At 65.7% G+C, this 22,110-nt stretch carries 20 protein-coding genes; 15 read left to right on the top strand and 5 right to left on the bottom strand.

Annotation, left to right across the window (positions count from 1 at the left end):
- Window positions 1-42 precede the first annotated feature (42 nt).
- Entirely contained in the window at window positions 43-3,072 is a 3,030-nt protein-coding gene (locus TNMX_RS00165; RefSeq protein ID WP_038028210.1) for an EAL domain-containing protein, read from the top strand.
- Here TNMX_RS00165 and dtd read toward each other — a convergent pair.
- From dtd to TNMX_RS00180, 3 genes are read right to left on the bottom strand one after another with little or no spacing between them, the layout of a single operon-like run.
- Window positions 3,059-3,526, bottom strand: coding sequence for a D-aminoacyl-tRNA deacylase (gene dtd, locus TNMX_RS00170; RefSeq protein ID WP_038028211.1), 468 nt, complete (start codon window positions 3,524-3,526; stop codon window positions 3,059-3,061). The genes TNMX_RS00165 and dtd overlap by 14 nt on opposite strands.
- Before the next feature lie 3 nt (window positions 3,527-3,529).
- Complete coding sequence (locus tag TNMX_RS00175; protein WP_038028212.1) at window positions 3,530-4,372, bottom strand: DegV family protein; 843 nt, start codon at window positions 4,370-4,372, stop codon at window positions 3,530-3,532.
- The gene (locus TNMX_RS00180; RefSeq protein WP_038028213.1) at window positions 4,356-5,198 is read right to left on the bottom strand and encodes a DegV family protein; all 843 of its coding nucleotides are present in this window, start codon (window positions 5,196-5,198) and stop codon (window positions 4,356-4,358) included. Before TNMX_RS00180 ends, TNMX_RS00175 begins: the two co-directional genes overlap by 17 nt.
- A 99-nt stretch (window positions 5,199-5,297) precedes the next feature.
- Between TNMX_RS00180 and serA the strand changes: the two genes are divergently transcribed.
- On the top strand, window positions 5,298-6,863 hold the full coding sequence (gene serA / locus TNMX_RS00185; protein ID WP_038028214.1) for a phosphoglycerate dehydrogenase: 1,566 nt from the start codon (window positions 5,298-5,300) through the stop codon (window positions 6,861-6,863).
- A gap of 118 nt (window positions 6,864-6,981) precedes the next feature.
- Here the strand turns inward: serA and TNMX_RS00190 are convergent, their stop codons facing one another.
- Both TNMX_RS00190 and TNMX_RS00195 read right to left on the bottom strand, forming a co-directional pair.
- A complete protein-coding gene (locus TNMX_RS00190; protein ID WP_019550544.1) occupies window positions 6,982-7,413 on the bottom strand; it encodes a hypothetical protein in 432 nt (143 codons plus the stop codon).
- Between the two features lie 9 nt (window positions 7,414-7,422).
- Complete coding sequence (locus tag TNMX_RS00195) at window positions 7,423-8,799, bottom strand: CdaR family transcriptional regulator (protein WP_038028215.1); 1,377 nt, start codon at window positions 8,797-8,799, stop codon at window positions 7,423-7,425.
- 144 nt (window positions 8,800-8,943) lie between these two features.
- Between TNMX_RS00195 and hpaI the strand changes: the two genes are divergently transcribed.
- From hpaI to TNMX_RS00260, 13 genes are all read left to right on the top strand, one after another.
- Window positions 8,944-9,834 (top strand): 2,4-dihydroxyhept-2-ene-1,7-dioic acid aldolase, encoded by an 891-nt coding sequence (gene hpaI / locus TNMX_RS00200; protein WP_038028216.1) that lies wholly within the window; start codon window positions 8,944-8,946, stop codon window positions 9,832-9,834.
- Window positions 9,831-10,601 (top strand): fumarylacetoacetate hydrolase family protein, encoded by a 771-nt coding sequence (locus TNMX_RS00205; RefSeq protein ID WP_019550548.1) that lies wholly within the window; start codon window positions 9,831-9,833, stop codon window positions 10,599-10,601. Before hpaI ends, TNMX_RS00205 begins: the two co-directional genes overlap by 4 nt.
- Window positions 10,598-12,148 carry a 5-carboxymethyl-2-hydroxymuconate semialdehyde dehydrogenase gene (gene hpaE, locus TNMX_RS00210; protein ID WP_038028217.1) on the top strand — a complete coding sequence of 517 codons (1,551 nt, stop codon included), beginning with the start codon at window positions 10,598-10,600 and terminating at the stop codon, window positions 12,146-12,148. Before TNMX_RS00205 ends, hpaE begins: the two co-directional genes overlap by 4 nt.
- Before the next feature lie 4 nt (window positions 12,149-12,152).
- The gene (gene hpaB / locus TNMX_RS00215) at window positions 12,153-13,604 is read left to right on the top strand and encodes a 4-hydroxyphenylacetate 3-monooxygenase, oxygenase component (RefSeq protein WP_038028218.1); all 1,452 of its coding nucleotides are present in this window, start codon (window positions 12,153-12,155) and stop codon (window positions 13,602-13,604) included.
- 50 nt (window positions 13,605-13,654) lie between these two features.
- The gene (hpaC, locus tag TNMX_RS00220; RefSeq protein WP_038028244.1) at window positions 13,655-14,104 is read left to right on the top strand and encodes a 4-hydroxyphenylacetate 3-monooxygenase reductase subunit; all 450 of its coding nucleotides are present in this window, start codon (window positions 13,655-13,657) and stop codon (window positions 14,102-14,104) included.
- Window positions 14,092-15,048: a 3,4-dihydroxyphenylacetate 2,3-dioxygenase gene (hpaD, locus tag TNMX_RS00225; RefSeq protein ID WP_038028219.1), complete on the top strand. Its 957-nt coding sequence runs from the start codon at window positions 14,092-14,094 to the stop codon at window positions 15,046-15,048. Before hpaC ends, hpaD begins: the two co-directional genes overlap by 13 nt.
- A 117-nt stretch (window positions 15,049-15,165) precedes the next feature.
- Complete coding sequence (locus tag TNMX_RS00230; protein ID WP_015716947.1) at window positions 15,166-16,338, top strand: ABC transporter substrate-binding protein; 1,173 nt, start codon at window positions 15,166-15,168, stop codon at window positions 16,336-16,338.
- 3 nt (window positions 16,339-16,341) lie between these two features.
- Entirely contained in the window at window positions 16,342-17,319 is a 978-nt protein-coding gene (locus tag TNMX_RS00235; protein WP_015716948.1) for a branched-chain amino acid ABC transporter permease, read from the top strand.
- Complete coding sequence (locus TNMX_RS00240; protein WP_038028220.1) at window positions 17,319-19,073, top strand: ATP-binding cassette domain-containing protein; 1,755 nt, start codon at window positions 17,319-17,321, stop codon at window positions 19,071-19,073. Before TNMX_RS00235 ends, TNMX_RS00240 begins: the two co-directional genes overlap by 1 nt.
- Window positions 19,070-19,831, top strand: a complete 762-nt coding sequence (locus TNMX_RS00245) for an ABC transporter ATP-binding protein (RefSeq protein WP_038028221.1) — start codon at window positions 19,070-19,072, stop codon at window positions 19,829-19,831. Before TNMX_RS00240 ends, TNMX_RS00245 begins: the two co-directional genes overlap by 4 nt.
- A 3-nt stretch (window positions 19,832-19,834) precedes the next feature.
- The gene (paaI, locus tag TNMX_RS00250; protein ID WP_038028222.1) at window positions 19,835-20,290 is read left to right on the top strand and encodes a hydroxyphenylacetyl-CoA thioesterase PaaI; all 456 of its coding nucleotides are present in this window, start codon (window positions 19,835-19,837) and stop codon (window positions 20,288-20,290) included.
- On the top strand, window positions 20,290-21,627 hold the full coding sequence (locus TNMX_RS00255) for a phenylacetate--CoA ligase family protein (RefSeq protein WP_038028223.1): 1,338 nt from the start codon (window positions 20,290-20,292) through the stop codon (window positions 21,625-21,627). Before paaI ends, TNMX_RS00255 begins: the two co-directional genes overlap by 1 nt.
- Before the next feature lie 2 nt (window positions 21,628-21,629).
- Entirely contained in the window at window positions 21,630-22,052 is a 423-nt protein-coding gene (locus TNMX_RS00260; protein WP_038028224.1) for a thioesterase family protein, read from the top strand.
- Window positions 22,053-22,110 lie beyond the last annotated feature (58 nt).

Consider the following 22,110-nt stretch of genomic DNA (forward strand, 5'->3'; position numbering starts at 1 on the left):
CTTAACCATTTAGGGCTACGATGCAGGCAGGTAGGTAGGTCCATGCCCAGGCGAACCCAGGTAACCCTTCAGCTCTCCCGGATCCTCCTAAAGGAAGCTCCCTTACAGGCGAGGCTGCAGGAGTTCCTCCAGGCTCTCCTTGAGGTGCCGTGGCTTGGTTTACAGGCCCGGGGGGCCATCTTCCTTAAGCAGGGGGAAAGCCTCCGCCTGGTGGCGGAGTACCGTCTGGATGAACCCCTGAAGACCTCCTGTGCCCTTTTTCCCTTGGGCCGGTGCCTGTGCGGGCGGGTGGGGCTCACGGGGGAGCCGCTTTGGACGCCTGAGGTGGATGAGGCCCACGAGATTACCTACCCGGGGATGCCTCCCCATGGCCATGCCATCCTTCCCCTCAAGCTGGGAGAGCGGGTTCTGGGGGTCTTGAATCTGTACCTGGAGCCAGGGGCAAGACTCTCCCGCACTGCCAAGGCCATGTTGGAGATGGCCGCGGGCCTTCTGGCCCTGGCGGTGCTCAGGGAGCGGGCGGAGAGGGCGGCCAGGGTTTTGCACCGGGCCAGCCAGGTGGCCCTCGAGGCCCAGGACGAGGCCGAGTATTTCCAGCGCCTGTGCGCTTTGCTGGTGGAGGAAGGCTACGCACTGGCCTGGGTGGGGGAGGCCCTGCCCGACGGCCGGGTGCGCCCTCTGGAGGGGGCGGGGGCAGTGGGGTACCTGGAGGAAGTGGTGGTGCGCCACGACGAAACCCCCGAGGGTCAGGGTCCCACGGGAAGGGCCATCCGCCTGGGCGAGCCCCAGGTGCTGAGGGATGTGGGCGAGGACCCGAACTACGGCCCTTGGCGCCTTCGGGCCCAGCGCTTTGGCTTCGCCTCCAGCGCCGCTTTCCCTTTGTGGATCGGGAAGAGGATTTTTGGTGCCCTTAACGTGTACGCTCCCGAGCCGGATGCCTTTGACCCGGAGGAGGTGGCCCTCCTCCAGGACCTGGCTCATATGGCGGGGAAGGCCCTGGAACGCTTCCGTGCCCTGGCCCAGGCCCACCTCCTCTCCCAGCTGGTGGAGCAGGTGCCGGAGGGCATTTTCACCACGGACCTGGAGGGGCGCATCACCTATGCGAACGCAGCCCTATATACCCAGACAGGGTATGATCCTTCAGAGCTCCTGGGGCAGAATCCCCGCATCTTCAAGTCGGGCAAGCACCCGGAAGCCTTTTATAGGGACCTTTGGGATACCTTGCGGCGAGGCCAAGTATTCCGAAGCATCTTCTATAACCGCCGAAAGGATGGGCGGCTGGTGGTGGAGGACGAGATCCTCACCCCCATACGGAACCTTCAGGGCCAGGTGGTGGCCTATGCCTCCACGGGGCGGGACATCACCCGGGAGTGGAGCCTTTACCGCATCCAACAGGTGCTCATCCAGATGCTGGAGCGCTTTTTGCAGGAGGGGATGGGCCGCTCCTTCTTCCAGCACTTTCTGGAAAAGGTCCTGGAGGCCATTCCAGGGGCGGAGGCGGGAAGCCTCCTTTTACGAAACCGGGACGGGAACTTCTCCTTCGTGGCCCTTACGGGGCATGACCCCGGGCTAAGGGAGGTGCGCCTTGCTCCCGAGGAGGTTTACGCCCTACAGGCCCAGGCTCCTCAGGGCCGGGTGTCTGGGGCGGTGCTTGGGGAGTTCCTCCGGCACCTGCCCCCGGAAAAGGGGGAGATCCTTTGGCAAAGGGGGCGTTTTGGGGAGCTTAAGGAAACCCTTTACGCCCGCCTCGAGGTGGAGGGGGAAGCCATCGGGGCCCTGTACCTGGATGCCTTCCAGGCTCCTTTCCCTGACGAGGCCCTGGATCCCTTCCGTTTCCTGGCCCGTTGGTTGGAGATGATTTTCTCGTGGGAGCGGGCCCAGGTGCAGGCCCGGTACTTCCGCTACCACGATCCCCTTACCGGCCTACCCAACCGGGCCTTCTTGGAGGAAGCCTGGCGGGAAGGGGATGAATCCCTTGTCCTGGTGCTGGCAGACCTGGACAACTTCGGGGAGTTTAACCAGATACATGGCCGGAAGGTGGGGGATATGCTCCTGGCGGCGGCGGCCCGGGCCTGGGGGGAACTCCTTCCCAAGGGCGGGGAGCTTTACCGCTTGGGGGATAACGAGTTCCTCTTCGTGCTTCCCCTTGAACCGGGAAAGGTCCTGGGGTTTTATCAGGACTTGACACGGGCTTTGCAGGCCAGCGCCCCAAGCGCCTTGGAAAAGGCCAAGCTGGGGATCTCCGTGGGGGTGGTGGCCTACCCCACGGACGGGCGGAACCTGGGCGAACTCCTCCGGCGGGCGGACCTCGCCCTGCGGGAGGCCAAGAAGGGCCGGGGGATCGCTTACTTCAACCGGGAGCTGGAGGCCGCTTACATGGAGCGGGTGGAGGTCCTGGCCGCCCTGGAGGAAGCCTTGCGGGAAGGCCAGTTGGTCCTGTTCGGCCAGCCCATCGTGGATCTTTCCACCCTCGAGGCCGTGGCCACGGAGGTACTGGTGCGCTGGCCCAGGGAGGGGAGCTTCTGGCCTGCGGGGGTTTTCATCCCCCTGGCGGAGGAAACCGGGTTGATCCGGGAGCTGGACCTTTACGTGCTCCGCCGGGTGGAGAACCTGCCCGAGAATAGTGTCTGGCACGTGAACCTTTCGCCACAGACCCTGCGCGACCCCCGGTTCCTGGAGGCGGCCTCCCGCCTGCGGGGCAAGGGGGTGCGGTTTGAGATCACCGAGTACGCCCTGGCCCAGGGGGTGGAGGAGGTGCTACAGGAGCTGGTGGAAATGGGGTTCGGGCTGGTCCTGGATGACTTTGGCCAGGGCTACGCCTCCCTCAACACCTTGATCCAACATCCCTTCTGCATGGTCAAGATGGACCGGAGCTTCACCGCCGGGCTTGGGAAGAATCCCAAATCCCATGCGGTCCTCCGGGCTTCCTTGAGCCTGGCCCGGGAGCTGGGGTTGGAGCTGGTGGCGGAAGGGGTGGAAACCCAGGCGCAGCGGGCCTGGTTGTCGCGCCTTGGGTACCGGTTCGCCCAGGGGTACCTCTTCGGGACTCCCCAGCCCGTCAGCGGCTCCTGAACCTCTCCGCTTTTGCCTCCGAGTCCAGGATGAGGGTCACGGGGCCATCGTTCACCAGGTGCACCCGCATGTGGGCCCCGTAGACCCCGGTTTCCACGTGCACGCCCTGTTGCAGGAAGGCCTCTATGGCCACTTCGTAGAGGCGCTTGCCCAAGTCGGGCGGGGCCGCCTGGACAAAGGAGGGTCGGTTTCCCTTGCGGGTGTCCGCGTAAAGGGTGAACTGGCTCACGAGGAGCACCTCCCCGCCCACCTCCTTGAGGGAGAGGTTCATCTTTCCGGCCTCATCGGGGAAGATGCGCAGGGCCACGATCTTGCGCGCCAGGTAAAGGGCGTCCTCCACCGTGTCCCCGTGCCCGATCCCCAGGAGGACCAGAAGCCCGAGGCTGATCCTGCCCACCTCCTCGCCTTCCACCTCCACGAAGGCCTCGGAAACCCGTTGCACCACCGCCCGCATGCCTTACCTCCTGGGCCCGGCGAAGAGGGCCACGGTGCCCGGGCCCGCGTGGACGCTCACCGCAGCCCCTGCCCGCAAGGTGCCCAAGACCTCCACGCCTTCCGCTCTCAGGGCCTCGCCCAAGGTCCTGGCGCCCTCCGGGTTGCCCGCATGGGCCAGGTAAACGAGTCCCCCATCCGGGAAGTCCCGGCGGAAGAGCTCCACCAGCCTGCGCAGGCCCTCCTTGAAGCCCCGCACGCGCGGACCAGCCAGGACCTGGCCCCCCTTGACCTCCAGCACCGGAAGGATGCTGAGAAGCCCGCCCATGAACCTCTGCAGGCCGGAGATCCGCCCGGAGCGGTGCAGGTAGATAAGGGTTTCGGGGAGGACATAGCCCCGCACCCTCTCCCGGTAGGGGGCAACGGCTTCCTCCAGGTGTTCCCAGGCCACCCCTCTTCCCAGAAGCCGGCGGGCTTCCTCCAGCACCAAGAGGAGGCCCCCGTTCAGGGACCAGGAATCCAGCACCTTGAGCCTTTCCCCGAACTCCCGGGCCACCGCCATGGCGGTGGCCACGGTTCCCGAGAGGTGGCCGGACACGTGGACGGAAAGCACCCGCTCGTGGGTTTGCAGGAGGGTTTCGTAGGTGGAGCGCAGGTCCTCGAGGGCCACCTGGCTGGTGGAAAGCCGCTCCCCTCGGCGCAGGAGGTCTAGGACCTCCTCGTCGGTGATGTCCAGCTGGTCGCGGAGGGTTCTATTCCCCCAGATCACCTGCTGGGGCACCACGTGAATGCCCTGTTTTAAGGCCTCTTCGGGGCTCAGGCCTAAGGTGGAGTCGGCCACGAAGGCTACTTTAGAGGCTGTAGGCATAGAACCCGTAGGTGCCGGGCCCGGTGTGGCTGGCGATCACCGCTCCCAGCTCGCTCACCAGGGCTTCTTCCACGGGAAGGCCCGAGGCCAAAACCATCTCCTTAAGCTCCCTTACGGCGTTTTCCTCAGCGCCATAAAGGAAGAAGGCCCGGATGTGCTCCCTTCCCCTGGCCCAGGCCTGGAAGTCCTTGAGGATCTCCTCCCTGGCTTTCCTTTCCCCCCGGGCCCGGCCCGCCGCCTCCACCCGGCCTTCCCTCAGGGTCAGGATGGGCTTGATGCCCAGGAGGGTACCCAACAGGGCCTGGGCCCCGCCGATCCGCCCGCCCCGCTTTAAAAACTCCAGGGTGGCCACGCTGAAGCGCACGAAGTGATCCTGGCGGATGCGCTCAAGCTCGCGGATGACCTCGGGCAGGGCCTGGCCTGCTTGCAAGAGCTCGTGGGCCCGCAGGAGCATCATGCCTATCCCCAAGGAAGCGGCCTGGCTGTCAAAGACGGTGATCCGCTCCGGAAAGTTTTGCGCCGCAAGAAGGGCGGACTGCACGGTGCCCGAGAGTTTGGCCGAGATGTGGATGGAAAGCACGTGGTCGGCCTCCTGCAGGGCCTCCTGGTAGGCTCGCTGGAAATCCTCAGGGGAAGGCTGGCTGGTGGTGGGAAAGGCCTCCCCCTCCCGCACCTTCTTGAAGATCTCCTCGGGGGTGATCTCCTCCCAGTCCTTGTAGATGCGCCCCCCCAGGTTCACGTAAAGGGGCACTACCCGTACCCCCAGGCGCTCCCTTAGGGGCTTGGGCAGGTCGGCGGTGGAATCGGTTACCAGGGCTACTTTCATACCTCCTCCTCTCGGTCCTGGACAAGATACCACAGGCTTGTGGTGTAGTGTACCGGGCTTGTTGCTGGAAGAGGGGCTTTCTGCTAGGGTCAAGGGTATATGTGGCGGGTCTTGGTGTCCGACGAGATGCGGCTTGGGGATGTGAAGTACCCAGGGGTGCTTTTGGACTACCGGCCGGGGATCGGGCGGGAGGAGCTTTTGGAGATCATCCCCGCCTACGATGCCCTCATCACCCGGAGCCGAACCCAGGTGGATGCTGAGCTACTGAAGCGGGGCAAGCGGCTCAAGGTGGTGGGACGGGGCGGGGTAGGCGTGGACAACGTGGACCTCGAGGCGGCAAGCCGCCTGGGCATCCTGGTGGTCAACGTCCCCGAGGCCAACACCCGCTCGGCGGCGGAGCTGGCCTTTGGTCTTCTCTTGGCGGCGGCCCGGGGCATCGCCCTTTCCGACCGCAAGATCCGTGCCGGGGAGTGGGACCGGAAGTTCCTGGGCCTGGAGCTTAAGGGGAAAACCCTGGGCATCGTCGGCCTGGGGAGGATCGGAAGCCAGGTGGCCCGCTTCGCCAAGGGGTTTGAGATGCGGGTCTTGGCCTACGACCCCTACATCCCCCGGACCCGGGCGGAGAGCCTGGGAGTGGAGCTCCTGGAGGACCTTTCCGACCTCCTCCGTCAGAGCCACTTCCTCACCGTCCACACCCCCCTCACCGAGGAAACCCGGGGGATGATCGGGAGGAGGGAACTCTACCTCCTCCCCCGGGGGGCGGTGGTGGTGAACGCCGCCAGAGGGGGCATCGTGGACGAGAAGGCCCTGTTGGAGGTGTTGGAGGAAGGCCACCTGTTCGCCGCGGGTCTGGACGTGTTTGCCCAGGAGCCTCCCCCCAAGGACCACCCGCTTCTTAACCACCCGAAGGTGGTTCTCACCGCCCACCTGGGGGCCAACACCTTTGAGGCCCAGGACCGGGTGGGGGAGGCGGTTTTGGAGCGGGTGGTGCGCACCCTGGAGGGGGATCTTTCCTATGCCCTGAACACCGGGTTTGATCCCGAGGCCCTCGAGGCCCTGAGGGGATTCCTGCCCCTGGGGGAGGCGTTGGGGAAGCTTCTTGCCCAGATCACCCGGGGCCGGCCCGAGGTGCTGGAGGTAAGCTTCCTGGGCCGGTTTGAAAAGGACCCCGAGCCCGTGGCCAGCGCCGTGGCCAAGGGCTTCCTCTCCCGGGTGCTGGGGGAGGAGATGGTGAACCTGGTTTCCGCCAGGCCCCTCCTTAAGGACCGGGGCATCCGGCTTGTCACCCGCAGGCAGGAGGAGGCGGGGGAGTACACCAGGCTTCTGGAGGTGCGCCTTGCCACCGACCAGGAGGAGCGCCGGGCCCGCGGGGTGGTGATGGCGGGTAAGCCCCGCCTGGTGGGCATCGACGACTATGCCCTCGAGGTGGTGCCGGAGGGGTACATGCTGGTCTGCGTCAACTACGACCGGCCGGGGGTGGTGGGCCAGGTGGGAACCCTCCTGGGCGAGGCCGGGGTGAACATCGCCGGAATGCAGCTGGGCCGGGACGTGCCCGGCGGAAGGGCCCTCTTTGTGCTCACCGTGGACCAGAAGCCTAACCCGGAGGTGCTGGAGGCCCTTAGGGCCCTCCCCGTGCTGGAACGGGTGGACTTGGCGGAGGTTTAGCCCAGGAGACGGGCACGCTTTTCCTTCGGCTTTGTGGCCTGGCTAAAGGGGTGGGTTTGGGTGAGACAACAGGCACGAGCAGCTTGAATCGTGAAGCAAAGCACTAACGCTTGGGGTGCTAACGCTTTTTCCCGAACCCGTAGACCAGTTCCTCCCCCTTGCGCACCACCAGGAGGATGGCGGACCGGCCCAGGCTGTCCTTGAGGAGGTAAAGGCTTCGCACCTCCCCATCTATGGTTTTCTCCTCCTGCCTCTCCACGAAGTAGCCTGCGGCGGCGAAGCTGGTGAGCACCTGCTGGACGAAAGCAGCGTGGAGCCTGCTGGCGATGCCTTTGGCCACGAAGGCCTCGAGGGCATACCCCTTGGCCTCGGGAAAGCGAAGGAGGAGGGGTTCAGGTTTTTTGGCCTTGTAGCTTCCCGCCGGCAGGCGCACCGCTGGGTCCAGGCTGGAGGCCAAGGCCACCACGGCGGTGGCCTCCAGGAGGGTCTGGGCAAAGCCCACGCCGCCCAAAAGCAGGAGGACCAGGAGAAGCACCCTGAGCTTTGGCATATAGGGATCTTACCCCATCAGGAGGTCTTGGGCCTTGAGGGCCAGGTGGACCTGGGCCAGGACCTCGGGTCGGGACAGGGAGCCCAGGGCGGCTTCGATCCGCTTGAGGCGGTAGCGCAGGGTGTTGGGGTGGATGTGGAGGGAAGAGGCCGCCTCCTCCACGCTGCCCGTGGCCATGTACACCTCGAGGGTCTTCAGGAGCTTCGGGGGCAGGGGTAGGTAGCGTTCCACCAGGGCCTTCAGGTCCTCGGGGGACTGCTGGAGAAGCACAAAGGCCACGGGATCCAGGCCGCTGAAGGAAAGGGCCTCCCCCGCCCGGGCCGCCTTGAGGGCGATGAGGGCCTCGCGGTAGGCGTTTTGCACCTCATCGCCAGCGGCGTGGACCGCGGAATACCCCAGCCGGCTTCCCGGGGGCAGGGCAGAAAGGAGGTCTTGCGCCTCCTTCTTGGGGTTGTGCACCTGCCACATGGCCGCCAGGCGGTTTCCCCGGGTGGTGAGGAGGTAGGGCACGCCCAGCCGGTCCAGGAAGGTGCCGGCCCGGCGCCTTAGTTCCAGGGTGGCCTCCCGCCTCTGCTCCTCCGCCAGCCGGTGGCGGCCCGGTACCGCCTTGGGTTCCACCAGGGCCAGGACCCACTCCACCCCCTCGGTGAAGCCAAAGGCGAAGAGCCGGTCGGGTTCCGCTTCCCCCAGGATGAGGCCCTCCAGGAGCGCCCCGCCCAGGGATTCCTCCCGCATCCTTTCCAGGGAGCGTTCCAGGGCCCGCACCCGGAGGAGCCGGGCGGCCACCTCCAGAAGGCCCCGGGCCTGCCGTAGACCCTCCTCCTCCCCGTAGGCCACCAGAACACCCTCCCCTGCCTCAAGGGAAAGCCATCCCCGGCCTTCCCCGGGCTCCTTGGGGTGCTGGGGAGGCACGGGGCCGGCAAATCCCAGCACCTCTCCCCAGGGGGCTACCCGGGTCAGGGCCAGGCCCGTGGCCTGGTAGAGGACTTCCAGGAAGGGCCTTTCCGGAAGCTTCAACAGGAGGTCCAAAAGCCCGGCCATCCCCAGGCCCGAGCCCAGGTGGAAGAGGCGCAGGGCCACCGCCTTGGCCAGTTCCTCCCGCTTCAGCCAAGGAGGGTAGACCGCTACCCCCAGGCCCTCCTTCCGGGCATACTCCAGGAGTTCCGGGTCCGGGGCCGGAAGGAGGAAGCCGGAAGCGGTGCGGTAGCGCCAGAGGTTTCCCTCGGGGCGGGTGAGGAGAAGGGCTCCCTCCAGGGGCAGGAGGGGCTTGGCCCCCTCCAGGAGGTAGAGGACTGGCCTATAGGAGGGGACCAGGACCTCGAGGCCCAGGTCTTGGACCAGATGGAGGAAGGTAATGGAGGTTTGGCTAAACTCTGGCATGGGCATTGTTGGTTTGCACAATATACCCGCCTCGACCAGGGTGCAAGGGGGGTCATTTTGTGTCAAGGAACAAATATGGGCGCAATCTTGTGCTCCTTACAGTTGCCCTCCCGGGCCGGGAGGGCCATCCTAAGGGGCGAAAGGAGCAGCATGTTCCGCGGGTCCATTCCTCCCTTACCCACACCCTTTCGGCGAGGCCGGATCGACGAGGAAGCCCTACGGGGTTTGGTGGAGCGGGTAATCCAAGGGGGCTCCCATGGTCTTAGCGTGGGGGGCACCACGGGCGAGCCCGGCACCCAGACCCTGGAGGAGCGAAAGCGGGTGATCGAGATCGCCCTGGAGCAGGCGGCGGGCCGGGTTCCCGTCATCCCCGGCACCGGGGCCCTCAGGCTTGAGGAAACCCTCGAGCTCACCCGCTTCGCCAGGGAAGCAGGGGCCCAGGGAGCCATGGTCATCGTCCCCTACTACGTTAAACCCAACCAGGAGGGACTTTACCGCTACTTCGCCGAGGTGGCCCAGGCGGTGCCCGACTTTCCCATTCTCATCTACAACATCCCGGGCCGGGCAGGGGTGGAGATCGCCCCCAGGACCGTGGCCCGCCTCAGGCGGGACTTTCCCAACATCGTGGGGCTCAAGCATTCCTCCAAGGACCTGGAGTACCTCTCCCAGCTCTTCCAGGAGGTGAGCCAGGACTTCCTGGTGTTCTGCGGCTTGGAAAGCCTCACCCTGCCCATGATGAGCCTGGGAGCGGTGGGGACCATCGCCGCCACCGCCAACTGGCTCCCCAAAGAGGTGGCGAGGCTCACGGAGCTGGCCCTGGCGGGGGATTTCCGGGGGGCCAGGGAGCTTCATTACCACCTCCTCGAGGCCAACGAGGCCATCTTCTGGGACACGAATCCCATTCCCCTGAAGACGGTGCTCTCCTGGATGGGCCTTTTGGAGAAGGAGTGGCGCCTCCCCTTGGGTCCCACCACCCCCGAGGTGGAGGAAAGGCTTAGGGCCATGGCCCGGCGCTACCGCCTGATCGGGGAGGAGGGATGAAGCTCTGCCGTTTCCTGGCTAAGGGAAGGCTCCATCACGGGGTTTATAGGGAAGGCGTCCTCCTGGACGAAGCTGGGGAGGCCCATGATCCCGAGGGGGTCACCTGGCTCCTTCCCTTCACCCCCGGCAAGGTGATCGGGGTGGCCCTGAACTATGCGGACCATGCCGAGGAGCTGGGCCTTTCCCGTCCCGGTGCTTTGCCCGAAGGGCAAACAGGTATTGCGGAGCCCGCGCTTTTTTGGAAGCCGAACAATAGCCTCCTTCCCCATAAGGGCGTGGTGCGTTACCCAAAAGGGGCGGAGTACATGCATTACGAGGTGGAGCTGGCGGTGGTGGTGGGCCGGCCCATGCGCAGGGTGAAGGCCAAGGAGGCCTTGGACTACGTCCTGGGATACACCATCGCCAACGACCTGGTGGTGCGGGACTACGTTTCCAACACCTTCCGTCCCCCCATCCGGGCCAAGGGACGGGATACCTTTGGCCCCCTTGGGCCCTTTCTGGTGGTGGGGGAGGTGGAGGATCCCCAGAACCTTACCCTGAGGGCCTATGTGAACGGGGAGCTTCGTCAGGAAGGGCACACCTCGAGGATGCTCTACAGCGTGGCGGAGCTTTTGGAGTACATATCCGAGTTCATGACCCTGGAGCCCTACGACGTCATCCTCACCGGGACGCCCAAGGGCATAAGCCGGGTGCTTCCCGGGGATGTGATGCGGCTGGAGATCCAAGGGCTTGGCGCTTTGGAAAACCCCATAGAGGAGGAGGCATGAGGTACCCGGACCAGGTGGCAGGGATTCCCTGGGAAAGGATCGAGGCCATTCGAAACGCCCTAAAGGGGTGGACGGCCCTCCACTTCATCGGCGGGGAGTTCCGCCCCTCGGAAAGCGGGGAGGTCTTCCCCACCTTGGATCCTTCCACCAACGAGGTGCTCTCCCATGCGGCCCGGGGCGGGGAAAGGGAAGTGGACCGGGCGGCCAAGGCGGCCCACGAGGCCTTCCAGCGGTGGAGCCGCACCCCGGCCCGGGAGAGGAAGCGCTACCTCCTGAGGATCGCCGAGCTTTTGGAAAAGCATGCGGATGAGCTGGCGGTGGTGGAGGCCTTGGATGCTGGGCAGGTGCTGCGGATTGTCAAGGCCCAGGTGGCCCGCTCCGCGGAGAACTTCGCCTTCTACGCCGAGTACGCCGAGCACGCCATGGAGGACCGCACCTTCCCCGTGGACCGGGACTGGCTTTACTACAGCCTGAGGGTCCCGGCTGGGCCGGTGGGCATCATCACTCCCTGGAACGCTCCCCTGATGCTTTCCACCTGGCGCATCGCCCCGGCCCTGGCCTTTGGGGACACGGTGGTCCTGAAGCCCGCGGAGTGGAGCCCCTTAACCGCCAGCAAGCTGGCGGAGATCGTGCAGGAGGCGGACCTTCCCCCTGGGGTCTTCAACCTGGTCCAGGGCTACGGCGAGGAGGCGGGGGCTGCCCTGGTGGCCCATCCCCTCGTTCCCCTCATCACCCTCACCGGGGAGACGGAAACCGGGAGGATCGTCATGCAAAACGCCGCCCGCCACCTTAAGCGGCTTTCCCTGGAGCTTGGCGGGAAAAGCCCGGCCTTGGTCTTTGCCGACGCCGATTTGGAAAGGGCTTTGGATGCGGTGGTCTTCCAGATCTACTCCTTCAACGGGGAGCGGTGCACAGCGAGCTCCCGCCTCCTGGTGGAGGAGTCCATCTTTGAAACCTTTGTGGAGAGGGTAGCCGAAAGGGCACGGGCCATCCGGGTGGGCCATCCCCTGGACCCCGAGACCGAGGTGGGCCCCCTCATCCACCCCGAGCACCTGGAGAGGGTTTTGGGGTATGTGGAGGCGGGCCTTAAGGAGGGGGCAAGGCTTCTCGTGGGCGGAAGGAGGGCCACCACCTCCTTCCGCGGGGAGGATCTTTCCCAGGGGAACTACCTGGAGCCCACCCTCTTCGTGGGGGAAAACCACATGAAAATCGCCCAGGAGGAGATCTTCGGGCCCGTCTTGGTGGCCATTCCTTTCAAGGACGAGGAGGAAGCCCTTAGGAAGGCCAACGACACCCGGTATGGCCTTGCGGCCTACGTGTTCACCCGGGACTTGGAAAGGGCCCATCGCCTGGCCCTGGAGCTAGAGACGGGCCTCGTCTACCTGAACAGCCACAACGTGCGCCACCTGCCCACCCCCTTTGGCGGGGTGAAGGCCAGCGGGGAGCGGCGGGAGGGTGGCCTTTATGCCCTTGAGTTTTACACCGACCTCAAGGCCGTGGGGCTTCCCCTAAGGCCCCCCCACGTGCCCAAGTTCGGAAAGAGGTGAGAGGATGGCGAGAACAGGAGCGGAGTATCTGGAAGCCTTGAAGGAGCGGCCCCCCAACCTCTGGTACAAGGGGGAAAAGGTAGAGGACCCCACCACCCATCCCGTCTTCCGGGGCATCGTGCGCACCATGGCGGCTTTATACGACCTGCAGCACGACCCCCGGTACCGGGAGGCCCTCACCTACGAGGAGGAGGGGAAGCGGCACGGGATGAGCTTCCTCATCCCCAAGACCAAGGAGGACCTGAAGCGGCGGGGCCAGGGCTACAAGCTCTGGGCCGACCAGAACCTGGGGATGATGGGCCGTAGCCCGGACTACCTGAACGCCGTGGTCATGGCCTATGCCAAAAGCGCCGAGTACTTCGGGGAGTTTGCCGACAACGTGCGGGCCTACTACCGCTACCTCCGCGACCACGACCTGGCCACCACCCACGCCCTCACCAACCCCCAGGTGAACCGGGCCAAGCCTCCCTCGGCCCAGCCCGACCCCTACATCCCCGTGGGGGTGGTGCGTCAGACGGAAAAGGGCATCGTGGTGCGGGGAGCCCGCATGACCGCCACCTTTCCCCTGGCGGATGAGGTCCTCATCTTTCCTTCCACCCTGCTTAAGGAGGGGCCGGGCAACGAGAAGTACGCCATTGCCTTCGCCCTGCCCACCTCCACCCCGGGCCTTCACTTCGTCTGCCGCGAGGCCTTGGTGGGAGGGGATAGCCCCTTCGACTACCCCCTTAGCAGCCGCCTCGAGGAGATGGACTGCCTGGTGATCTTTGACGATGTATTGGTCCCTTGGGAGCGGGTCTTCATTTTGGGGAACGTGGAGCTCTGCAACAACGCCTATGCCGCCACCGGGGCCTTGAACCACATGGCCCACCAGGTGGTGGCCTTGAAGACCGCCAAGACCGAGGCCTTTCTGGGGGTGGCGGCCTTGATGGCCGAGGGGATCGGGGCCGACGCCTACAGCCACGTACAGGAGAAGATCGCCGAGATCATCGTCTACCTGGAGGCCATGCGGGCCTTCTGGACCCGGGCGGAGGAGGAGGCCCAGGAGAATGCCTTTGGCCTGCTGGTACCCGACCGGGGGGCCTTGGACGGGGCGAGGAACCTGTACCCCAGGCTGTATCCCCGGCTTAGGGAGATCCTGGAGCAGATCGGAGCCAGCGGCCTGATCACCCTGCCCTCGGAGCGGGACTTTAAGGGGCCCCTGGCTCCCTTGCTGGACAAGTATCTGCAGGGGGCTACCCTCGAGGCCAAGGAGCGGGTGGCCCTCTTCCGCCTGGCCTGGGACATGACCCTCTCGGGATTCGGAGCCCGGCAGGAGCTTTACGAGCGTTTCTTCTTCGGGGATCCGGTGCGCATGTACCAGACCCTCTTTAGCGTCTACGATAAAGAGCCCTACAAGGAGCGGATCCGCGCCTACCTGAAGAGGGCGCTTTCCGTGTTTGCGGAGGTGGAGGCGTGACGGGTGCCTTTCCCGAGGGGCCTGCGGGTTTGCCCAAGCCGGACGAGGCCTTGAGGGAGGCCTTTAAGGAGGCCCTAAGCCGGTTTGCCGCCGGGGTGACCGTGGTGTCCGCCCGGCTGGGGGAGGAGGAGCGGGGCATGACCGCCACCGCCTTCATGTCCTTGAGCCTCGAGCCTCCCCTGGTGGCCCTGGGCATCCACGAGAAGGCGAGGCTTTTGCCCCTTCTGGAGGCCTCCCGGGCCTTCACCGTTAGCGTTCTGAGGGAAGGGCAGGAGGCGGTCTCCCAGCACTTTGCCGGCAAACCCCAGGAAGGGGTGGGGTTGGTGGACGGCAGGGTGCCAGGGGCCTTGGCGGTGCTGCGCTGCCGCCTGGATGCGGCCTACCCCGGGGGGGACCACCGGCTGGTGGTGGGCCGGGTGGAGGCGGTGGAGCTGGGGGAGCCGGGCCTTCCCTTGGTGTACTTCGGCCGGGGATACAGGAGGTTGGTATGGCCATCGTGAGGGTGGGGTTCATAGAGCTTTGGGTGAGGGACCTGGAGAAAAGCCTGGAGTTCTACGAGGGGCTTTTGGGCTTCCGCCTGGAGCGCAAGGAGGGGAAAAGCGCCTACCTCCGGGGCTACGAGGAGCTGGAGTGGAGCCTGAAGCTCACCCAGGCGGAACTTCCCGCGGTGCGGAGCCTGGGCTTCAAGGTGGACGAGAGGGGGATGGAAGAGGCCCAGGCCTGGGTGGAACAGGAAGGGCTTCCCCACCGGTTGGAAACGGACTGGGGTAGGCCCAGGATGCTCCGCGTTCAGGACCCCTTCGGCTATCCCCTGGTGTTCTACGCGGGGGCCGAGAAGCTTCCCCGCATGTTGCAGGAGTACCACCTCTACCGGGGGCCGGGGATTCTGCGCATCGACCACCTGAACCTCTTCTCCCCCGAGGTGGAGCGGGCCACCCGCTATTACCAGGAGAGGCTGGGCTTCCGCCTCACCGAGTACACGGAGGACGATGAGGGGAGGCTTTGGGCCAGCTGGCTCCACCGCAAGGGGAACGTCCACGACGTGGCCTTCACCAATGGAGAGGGCCCGAGGCTCCACCACTTCGCCTACTGGCTTCCCGACCCCATGGCCATCCTGAAGGCGGCGGACATCCTGGCGGGAGCCCGCAGGACGAACCAGATCGAAAGGGGGCCCGGGCGGCACGGGATCTCCAACGCCATGTTCCTCTATCTCAAGGACCCGGACGGGCACCGCATCGAGCTTTACACCTCCGACTACCTCACCGTGGACCCCGACCTGCCCCCGGTGCGCTGGAGCCTGAATGACCCCAGGCGGCAGACCCTTTGGGGGCACAGGACCCCAAAGAGCTGGTTCCTGGAGGGAAGCCTGCTTTTGGACCTCGAGGGAAAGCCCTTGCCCACGCGGTCCTCGCCCCTTGTCGGCATCCCCGAGCACGTGACCTAGCTTGACGGGACAGAAGTCCCTGGTTAAACTGGAAGGCAAACGGTCGTTAGTTAGACCCAATCCGGGTCTCGCCCGGTGGGAATAGAGGGTGGGAAAGAGACGAAGGAGGGGAAGAAGATGAAGCGCTGGTTGGTAGCCCTGTTGGTTTTAGGCCTTTCTGCCCTGGCCCAGGAGGCTCTCAAGGTGGGTGTGGTGGTCTCGGCCACCGGCCCTGCCGCCTCCTTGGGCATTCCCGAGCGGAACACCTTCCTCATGCTCCAGGAGATGCTGGACCGCACGGGTGGCGTGGCCGGGCGCAAGGTGCAGTTCGTGATCCTGGAGGATGCCTCGGATACCACCCAGGCGGTGCGGAATACCCGCCGCCTGGTGGAGGAGGGGGTAGTGGCCGTCATCGGCACTACCACCACCCCGGCTTCCCTGGGCATGATCCCCGTGGTGGCCGAGGCCAAGGTGCCCATGATCTCCCTGGCGGCCAGCAAGGACATCATCTACCCCGTGGACGCCCAGCGGCACTGGGTCTTCAAGACCCCCCAGACGGAGGAGCTCATGGCCCGGGCCATCGTGGCGGACATGGTGGCCAGGGGGGTCAAGACCGTGGCCTACATCGGCTTTAACGACGCCTACGGGGAGGGCTGGGCCCGCTTCTTCGAGGCGGAGGCCAAGGCCAAGGGCCTGCAGGTGGTGGCCAGCGAGCGCTACAACCGGACGGATACCTCCGTAACCGGCCAGGTGTTGCGCATCATCGCCCGGCGGCCCGATGCGGTCTTGATCGGGGCCAGCGGCACCCCCGCCGTGCTTCCCCAGCGCACCCTGAAGGAGCGGGCCTATGCCGGCTTCATCTACCAGACCCACGGGGTGGCCAACCCCGACTTCCTGCGGGTGGGGGGCAAGGACGTGGAGGGCACCCTTCTCCCGGCCGGTCCCATCCTGGTGGCGGAGCAACTTCCCGGCACCTTCCCCAGCAAGCGGGTGGCCCTGGACTACATCCAGCGTTACGAGGCCAAGTACGGCATCGGCAGCTACTCCACCTTCGGCTCCCATGCCTGGGATGCCTGGCTGATCCTGAAGCCGGCCCTGGAGCGGGCCTTGAAGCGGGCTGACCCGGCCAAGGACCTCGCCGCCTTCCGCGCTGCCTTGCGGGATGAGATCGAGGCCACCCGGAACCTGGTGGCCACCCACGGGGTCTTCACCTTCAGCAAGGAGGACCACCTGGGCCTGCGCTTTGAGGATGCCGCGGTGATGGTCCGGGTGGAGAACGGCCGCTGGAAGCTGGAGCGCATCTTCCGCTAAACCATGGACGCCACCATCCTCAGCTTCCTCCTCTTGGACGGATTGCAAAACGGGGTGGTCTACGGCCTTCTGGCCCTGTCCCTGGTTCTGGTCTTTGCCGTCACCCGGGTGATCCTGGTGCTCATTGGGGAGCTTCTGATGTTCGCCCCCCTTTCCCTGGTGTGGCTCCTCGAGGGCAAGCTCCCCGGCACCCTTTGGCTGGCCCTGGCCCTGGGAGGGGCCTGGGCCCTCATGGCCCGGGGCCGGGGAGCCCTTCTGCCCCTTGTGGGCGGGGTGGGGCTTTTCCTCCTCTTCCTTCTAGCTAAAGGGGTTCCTCCCTTGGCCTATCTGGCGGCGGTGCTCCTCGTGGTGTACCTGGGGGTGGCCACCTACCGGGTCTTCTTCCAGCCCATGCGGGGGGCCACGGTGCTTTCCCTCCTCATCATGGCCGTGGGCCTTCACGTGGCCTACCAGGGGTTGGGCCTCGTCTTCTTCGGTCCCGAGCAGTTCCGTCCCGCCCCTCTCCTTTCGGGTGAGGTGGTGGTGGGCCTCTCCTGGCAGGGGGTTCTGGTCCTCCTCTTCGCCGCCTTGAGCCTAATGGCCCTTTACCTCTTCTTCCGTTTCTCCCTTTTCGGAAAGGCGCTTTTGGCGGCGGCGGAGAACCGGCTTGGGGCCAGGCTCTTGGGGATACGCCCGGAGGAAGCGGGGATGGCGGCCTTCGGCATCGCCAGCCTCTTGGCGGCTTTTTCCGGGCTTCTCTTGGCCCCCCTCATCAACGCCGCCTACTTCATGGGCTTCATGCTGGGGCTTAAAGGGTTCGTGGCCGCCATCCTGGGGGGGCTTGCCAGCTACCCGGTGGCCTTTTTGGGAGCCCTCCTTGTGGGCTTCTTTGAGAGCTTCACCAGCTTCTACGCCAGCGCCTACAAGGAGGCCTTGGTCTTCCTGCTCTTGGTGCCCGCTCTCTTCTACCAGAGCCTGCGGGCGCGAACGGTGGAGGAGTGATGCGCTACCTCTGGTTTTTGTTGCTCCTGTTGCCCCTGGCCCTGTCCCCCTTCCCCTACTACCTCACCCTCCTGAACTTCTTCGCCCTCTCCGCCATGGTGGCCCTCTCCCTCTACGTGCTCACGGGTCTAGCGGGGATGACCAGCTTCGCCCAGGCGGCCTTCATGGGCATGGGGGCCTACGCCACCGCCCTCCTCACGGTCAAGGCTGGGCTTTCCCCTTGGCTTGGGCTTGGGGCCGGGCTCCTTTCCGCCCTTCTTTTGGCTTTGCTCCTGGGTGCTCTGACGGTGCGGCTTAAGGGGCATTTTCTTCCTCTTTCCACCATCGCCTGGCAGGTGGCCCTGTACATCCTGGCGGGGAACCTGGTGGGGCTCACCGGGGGGCACACGGGGCTTACGGATCTTCCCCCGATCCACCTCTTCGGCATCTCCCTGGACACCGGCTTCCGCTACGCCTTCCTCACCCTTTTTCTCCTGGTCCTCCTGGTCCTGGCCCTCTACAACCTGCGCCAAAGCCGTATCGGGCGGGCCCTTCTGGCCCTGAGGGGGGATGCCCTGGCGGCGGCCAGCTTCGGCGTGGACCCGGCAGCCCTCAGGCTCAAAGCCTTTTTGCTCTCGGGGGTTATAGCCGGCCTAGCGGGTTTCCTGTACGCCCACTTCCTGCGCTTCGTCAACCCCACGCCCTTTTCCCTGGAGGCTTCCATCAAGTACCTGGTGATGGCCGTGGCCGGGGGGGTGGGGAGCATTCCCGGGGTGATGCTGGGGGCGGCCTTTTTCACCGGCCTCGAGGACTGGCTAAAGGACCTCCTGCCCCTCCTCTTGGGGCGGCAGGGCAACTACGAAACCATCGGCTATGGCCTCATTCTGGCCCTGATCCTCATCCTGGCCCCCAAGGGCCTCTGGCCCATGGTGGAGCGGTACCTGCCGAGCCGGGATCCAGGGCTACCCAAGGCGGAACCCCTTTCCCTCAAAAATCCCGACGGCCCCCGGGGTGAGGTGGTTCTGGAGGTCCAGGGCCTGCAGAAGTCCTTCGGGGGACTGATGGCGGTGGCAGGGGTTTCCTTCAACCTGAGGCGGGGGGAGATCCTGGCCTTGATCGGCCCCAACGGGGCGGGGAAGAGCACCACCTTCAACCTGGTGGCGGGGGCCTTGCTCCCCGACCGGGGCCAGGTCCGTCTCTTCGGTCAGGAGATCACGGGACTCCCTCCCTACCGGATCCACTCCCTGGGTCTGGGGCGCACCTTCCAGCACCCGCACCTTTTCCTGGAGCTTACGGTGCTGGAAAACGCCGCTTTGGGCACGTACAGCCGTACCCGGGCGGGCTTTATCCAGGCGCTACTGGGCTTTTCCCGGAAGGAAGAGGAGCGGGCCTTGGCCACCGCCTACCGGGCCTTGAAGCGGGTGGGGCTGGAGTCCTTGGCCCTGGAAAAGGCGGAGCGCCTTTCCGTGGGCCAGCAGCGCCTGCTGGAGATCGCCCGGCTCCTGGCCTCGGGGGCCGAGGTGCTCCTCCTGGACGAGCCCGCCGCGGGGCTCAGGGCCCAGGAGAAGCGGGAGCTTGCCTCCCTCCTCCGCTCCCTGGCCAGGGAGGGCTACACGGTGCTCATCGTGGACCATGACATGGACCTCATCATGGGCCTGGCAGACCGGGTGGTGGTGATGAACTACGGGGAGAAGATCGCCGAGGGCACGCCCAAGGAGGTCCAGAGGAACGCCTTGGTGCGGGCGGCCTACCTGGGAGAGGAGGAGGTGGCATGAGTCTCCTTTCCGTTCAGGGTCTCACCGTGCGCTACGGGCCCCTCGAGGCGGTGCGGGAGGTGAGTTTCTCCCTAAAGGAGGGGGAGGCCCTTACCCTCATCGGCCCCAACGGAGCGGGGAAGACCAGCGTCCTGAGGGGGCTCTTGGGCTTGGCCCAGGCGGAGGGGAAGGTCTTCCTGGACGGGGCGGAGGTGCGGGGGCGAAGCCCGGAGGCCCTTCTTTCCCGGGGTCTGGTGCTAGTGCCGGAGGGCCGGGCCCTCTTCCCCGGGCTTTCCGTGGAGGACAACCTCCTCCTGGGAGGCTTTACCCGTTTTCGCCGCAGGGAGAACCTGAGGCCGGACCTGGAAAGGGTCTACACCCTTTTCCCCAGGCTTTTGGAAAGGAGGAAGCAGCCCGCCGGCACCCTTTCCGGTGGGGAGCAGCAGATGCTGGCCATCGGGCGCGCCCTTATGGCCAGGCCCCGACTTCTCCTTCTGGACGAGCCCTCCCTGGGCCTGGCTCCCCTGATGGTGCAGGAGATCTACCGCATCCTGAGGGAGCTTAAGGGCCAGGGGACCACCCTCCTGGTGGTGGAGCAAAACGCCAAGATGGCCTTGGCCTTGGCCGATCGCGGGCTGGTGCTGGAGGCGGGGGAGATGGTCCTCGAGGGGCCCGCCGAGGCTCTGAGGCAGGATCCCCGGGTGGTGGAGGCGTACCTGGGGCTTTCCCGGGAGCCGGACGTGGCGGTTGCGCCAAGCGAGCACCTGGAGGAGGGGTAGGGAATGGGGCAGGCTGCTTCCCAGGGCGAACACCTGGAGGATGCCTTCATGCGGACCTTGGGCCTTCAGATTCAGCACCTGGCCCCGGGGGAGGCGGTGGTGGCCGGGGTGGTGGGGGAGGCGCACTTAAACCTCCACGGCACCGTCCATGGAGGATTCCTCTATGCCCTCGCCGATAGCGCCTTCGCCCTGGCCTCCAACTCCCGGGGGCCCGCCGTGGCCCTATCCTGCCGCATGGATTACTTCCGTCCCCTTTCCGCCGGGGCGCGGGTGGAGGCGAGGGCCCAGGAGGTCAACCTCTCCCGGCGTACCGCCACCTACCGGGTGGAGGTGGTGTCCGAGGGGAAACTGGTGGCCTTATTCACGGGAACGGTGTTTCGCCTGGGAGGAGATGCCTTTCCCGGTGCAGGGGAAGGGCTATCTTCCGGACAGAACGCTTGGCGCAAGGAGGAGGGATGATGTACCAACCGGAATTGGAAACCCTGTCCAGGAAAAAGCTCAGGGCTTTGCAGGAGGAAAGGCTTAGCAACATCGTGGCCTACGTGTACGAGAGGGTGCCCTTCTACCGGCGGCTTCTGGACGAGGCAGGGGTGGACCCGAAGGGAGTGCGGACCCTCGAGGACCTCCCTAAGCTCCCCTTTACCAAAAAGGACCACCTCAGGGAAAACTACCCCTTTGGCCTCTTTGCCGTGCCCCGGGAAAGGCTGGCGCGCATCCACGCCAGCAGCGGCACCACCGGCAAGCCCACCGTGGTGGGATACACCAAAAACGATCTCCAGGTCTTTGCGGAGGTGGTGGCCCGCTCCCTGGCCGCGGCGGGGGCTAAGCCGGGGATGATGCTCCACAACGCGTATGGTTACGGGCTTTTCACCGGGGGCTTGGGTCTGCACGGCGGGGCGGAGGCCTTGGGAATGACGGTGGTCCCCGTCTCCAGCGGCATGACGGAGCGGCAGCTCATGCTCATTCAGGACTTCCGCCCGGAGGTGATCTCCTGCACCCCCTCCTACGCCCAGACCCTGGCGGAGGAGTTCAGGAAGCGGGGGGTCTCCCCGGAGGAGCTCTCCCTGGAATACGCCGTGCTGGGCGCTGAGCCCTGGACCGAGACCATCCGGAAGCAGGTGGACGAGGGGCTTGGGGTGAGGAGCACCAACATCTACGGGCTTTCCGAGATCATCGGTCCCGGGGTTGCCAACGAGTGCGTGGAGGAACGGCAGGGGAGCCACATCTGGGAGGACCACTTCCTGCCCGAGGTGGTGGACCCGGATAGCGGCGAGCCCCTTCCTGAGGGCAAGGTGGGGGTTTTGGTCTTCACCACCCTCACCAAGGAGGCCGTGCCCCTCTTGCGGTACTGGACCGGGGACCTCACCTTCCTCACCTACGAGGCCTGCTCCTGCGGTCGCACGCACGTGCGCATGGGCCCCATCCTGGGCCGCACCGACGACATGCTCATCATCCGCGGGGTCAACGTGTACCCCACGCAGGTGGAGGCGGTGCTTTCGGGTATACCCGAGGTGGAGCCCTACTACCAGATCGTGGTGCGGCGGGAGGGTACCCTGGACGAGGCCGAGCTCAAGGTGGAGGTTTCCGAAGCCTTCTTCCAGGAGATCGGGCGCAAAGCCCTTTCCGATGAGGTCATCGAGGCGGACCACCGCCTCCACGCCCTGAGGGAGAAGGTGGCCCACAAGATCAAGGACAGCATCGGGGTGAGCATGAAGGTGACCCTCCTGGCCCCGGGGGAGGCCCCGAGGAGCGAGGGGGGGAAGCTGAGGCGGGTTCTGGACCTGCGCAAGAAGTAGCCATGCGTCCCATTCCCCCTGGCTTCCAGGCGGTTTTTGAGACCGTGGTCACCCCCGAGATGACCGTGGACTTTGAGGAGCTCGGCCCAGTCCATCCCGTTTACGCCACCTACTGGATGGCCAAGCACATGGAGCTGGCCGGACGCAAGATCATTCTCCCCTTCCTGGAGGAGGGGGAGGAGGGAATCGGCAGCTACGTAGAGGTGCGCCACCTGGCCTCGGCGCTCCCGGGGATGCGGGTCAGGATCGTGGCCCGGCACGAAAGGACCGAGGGAAACCGGGTTCACGCCAGCATGGAGGCCTACAACGAGCTTGGGGACCTGATTGGCCGGGGGCGCACGGAACAGGTGATCCTCCCCAAGGAGAAGGTGGAGGCCCTCTTCGCCCGGCTGCGGGAGAGGTGGGAGGCTAGGGGAAGGGTCTAGCTGCCTAGATCTGGTCCAAGAGGTCCCCGGGATACCCCCGGGATGCCCCGAGCCCTTT

The organism is Thermus sp. NMX2.A1, assembly GCF_000511705.1.
GTDB lineage: Bacteria > Deinococcota > Deinococci > Deinococcales > Thermaceae > Thermus > Thermus scotoductus.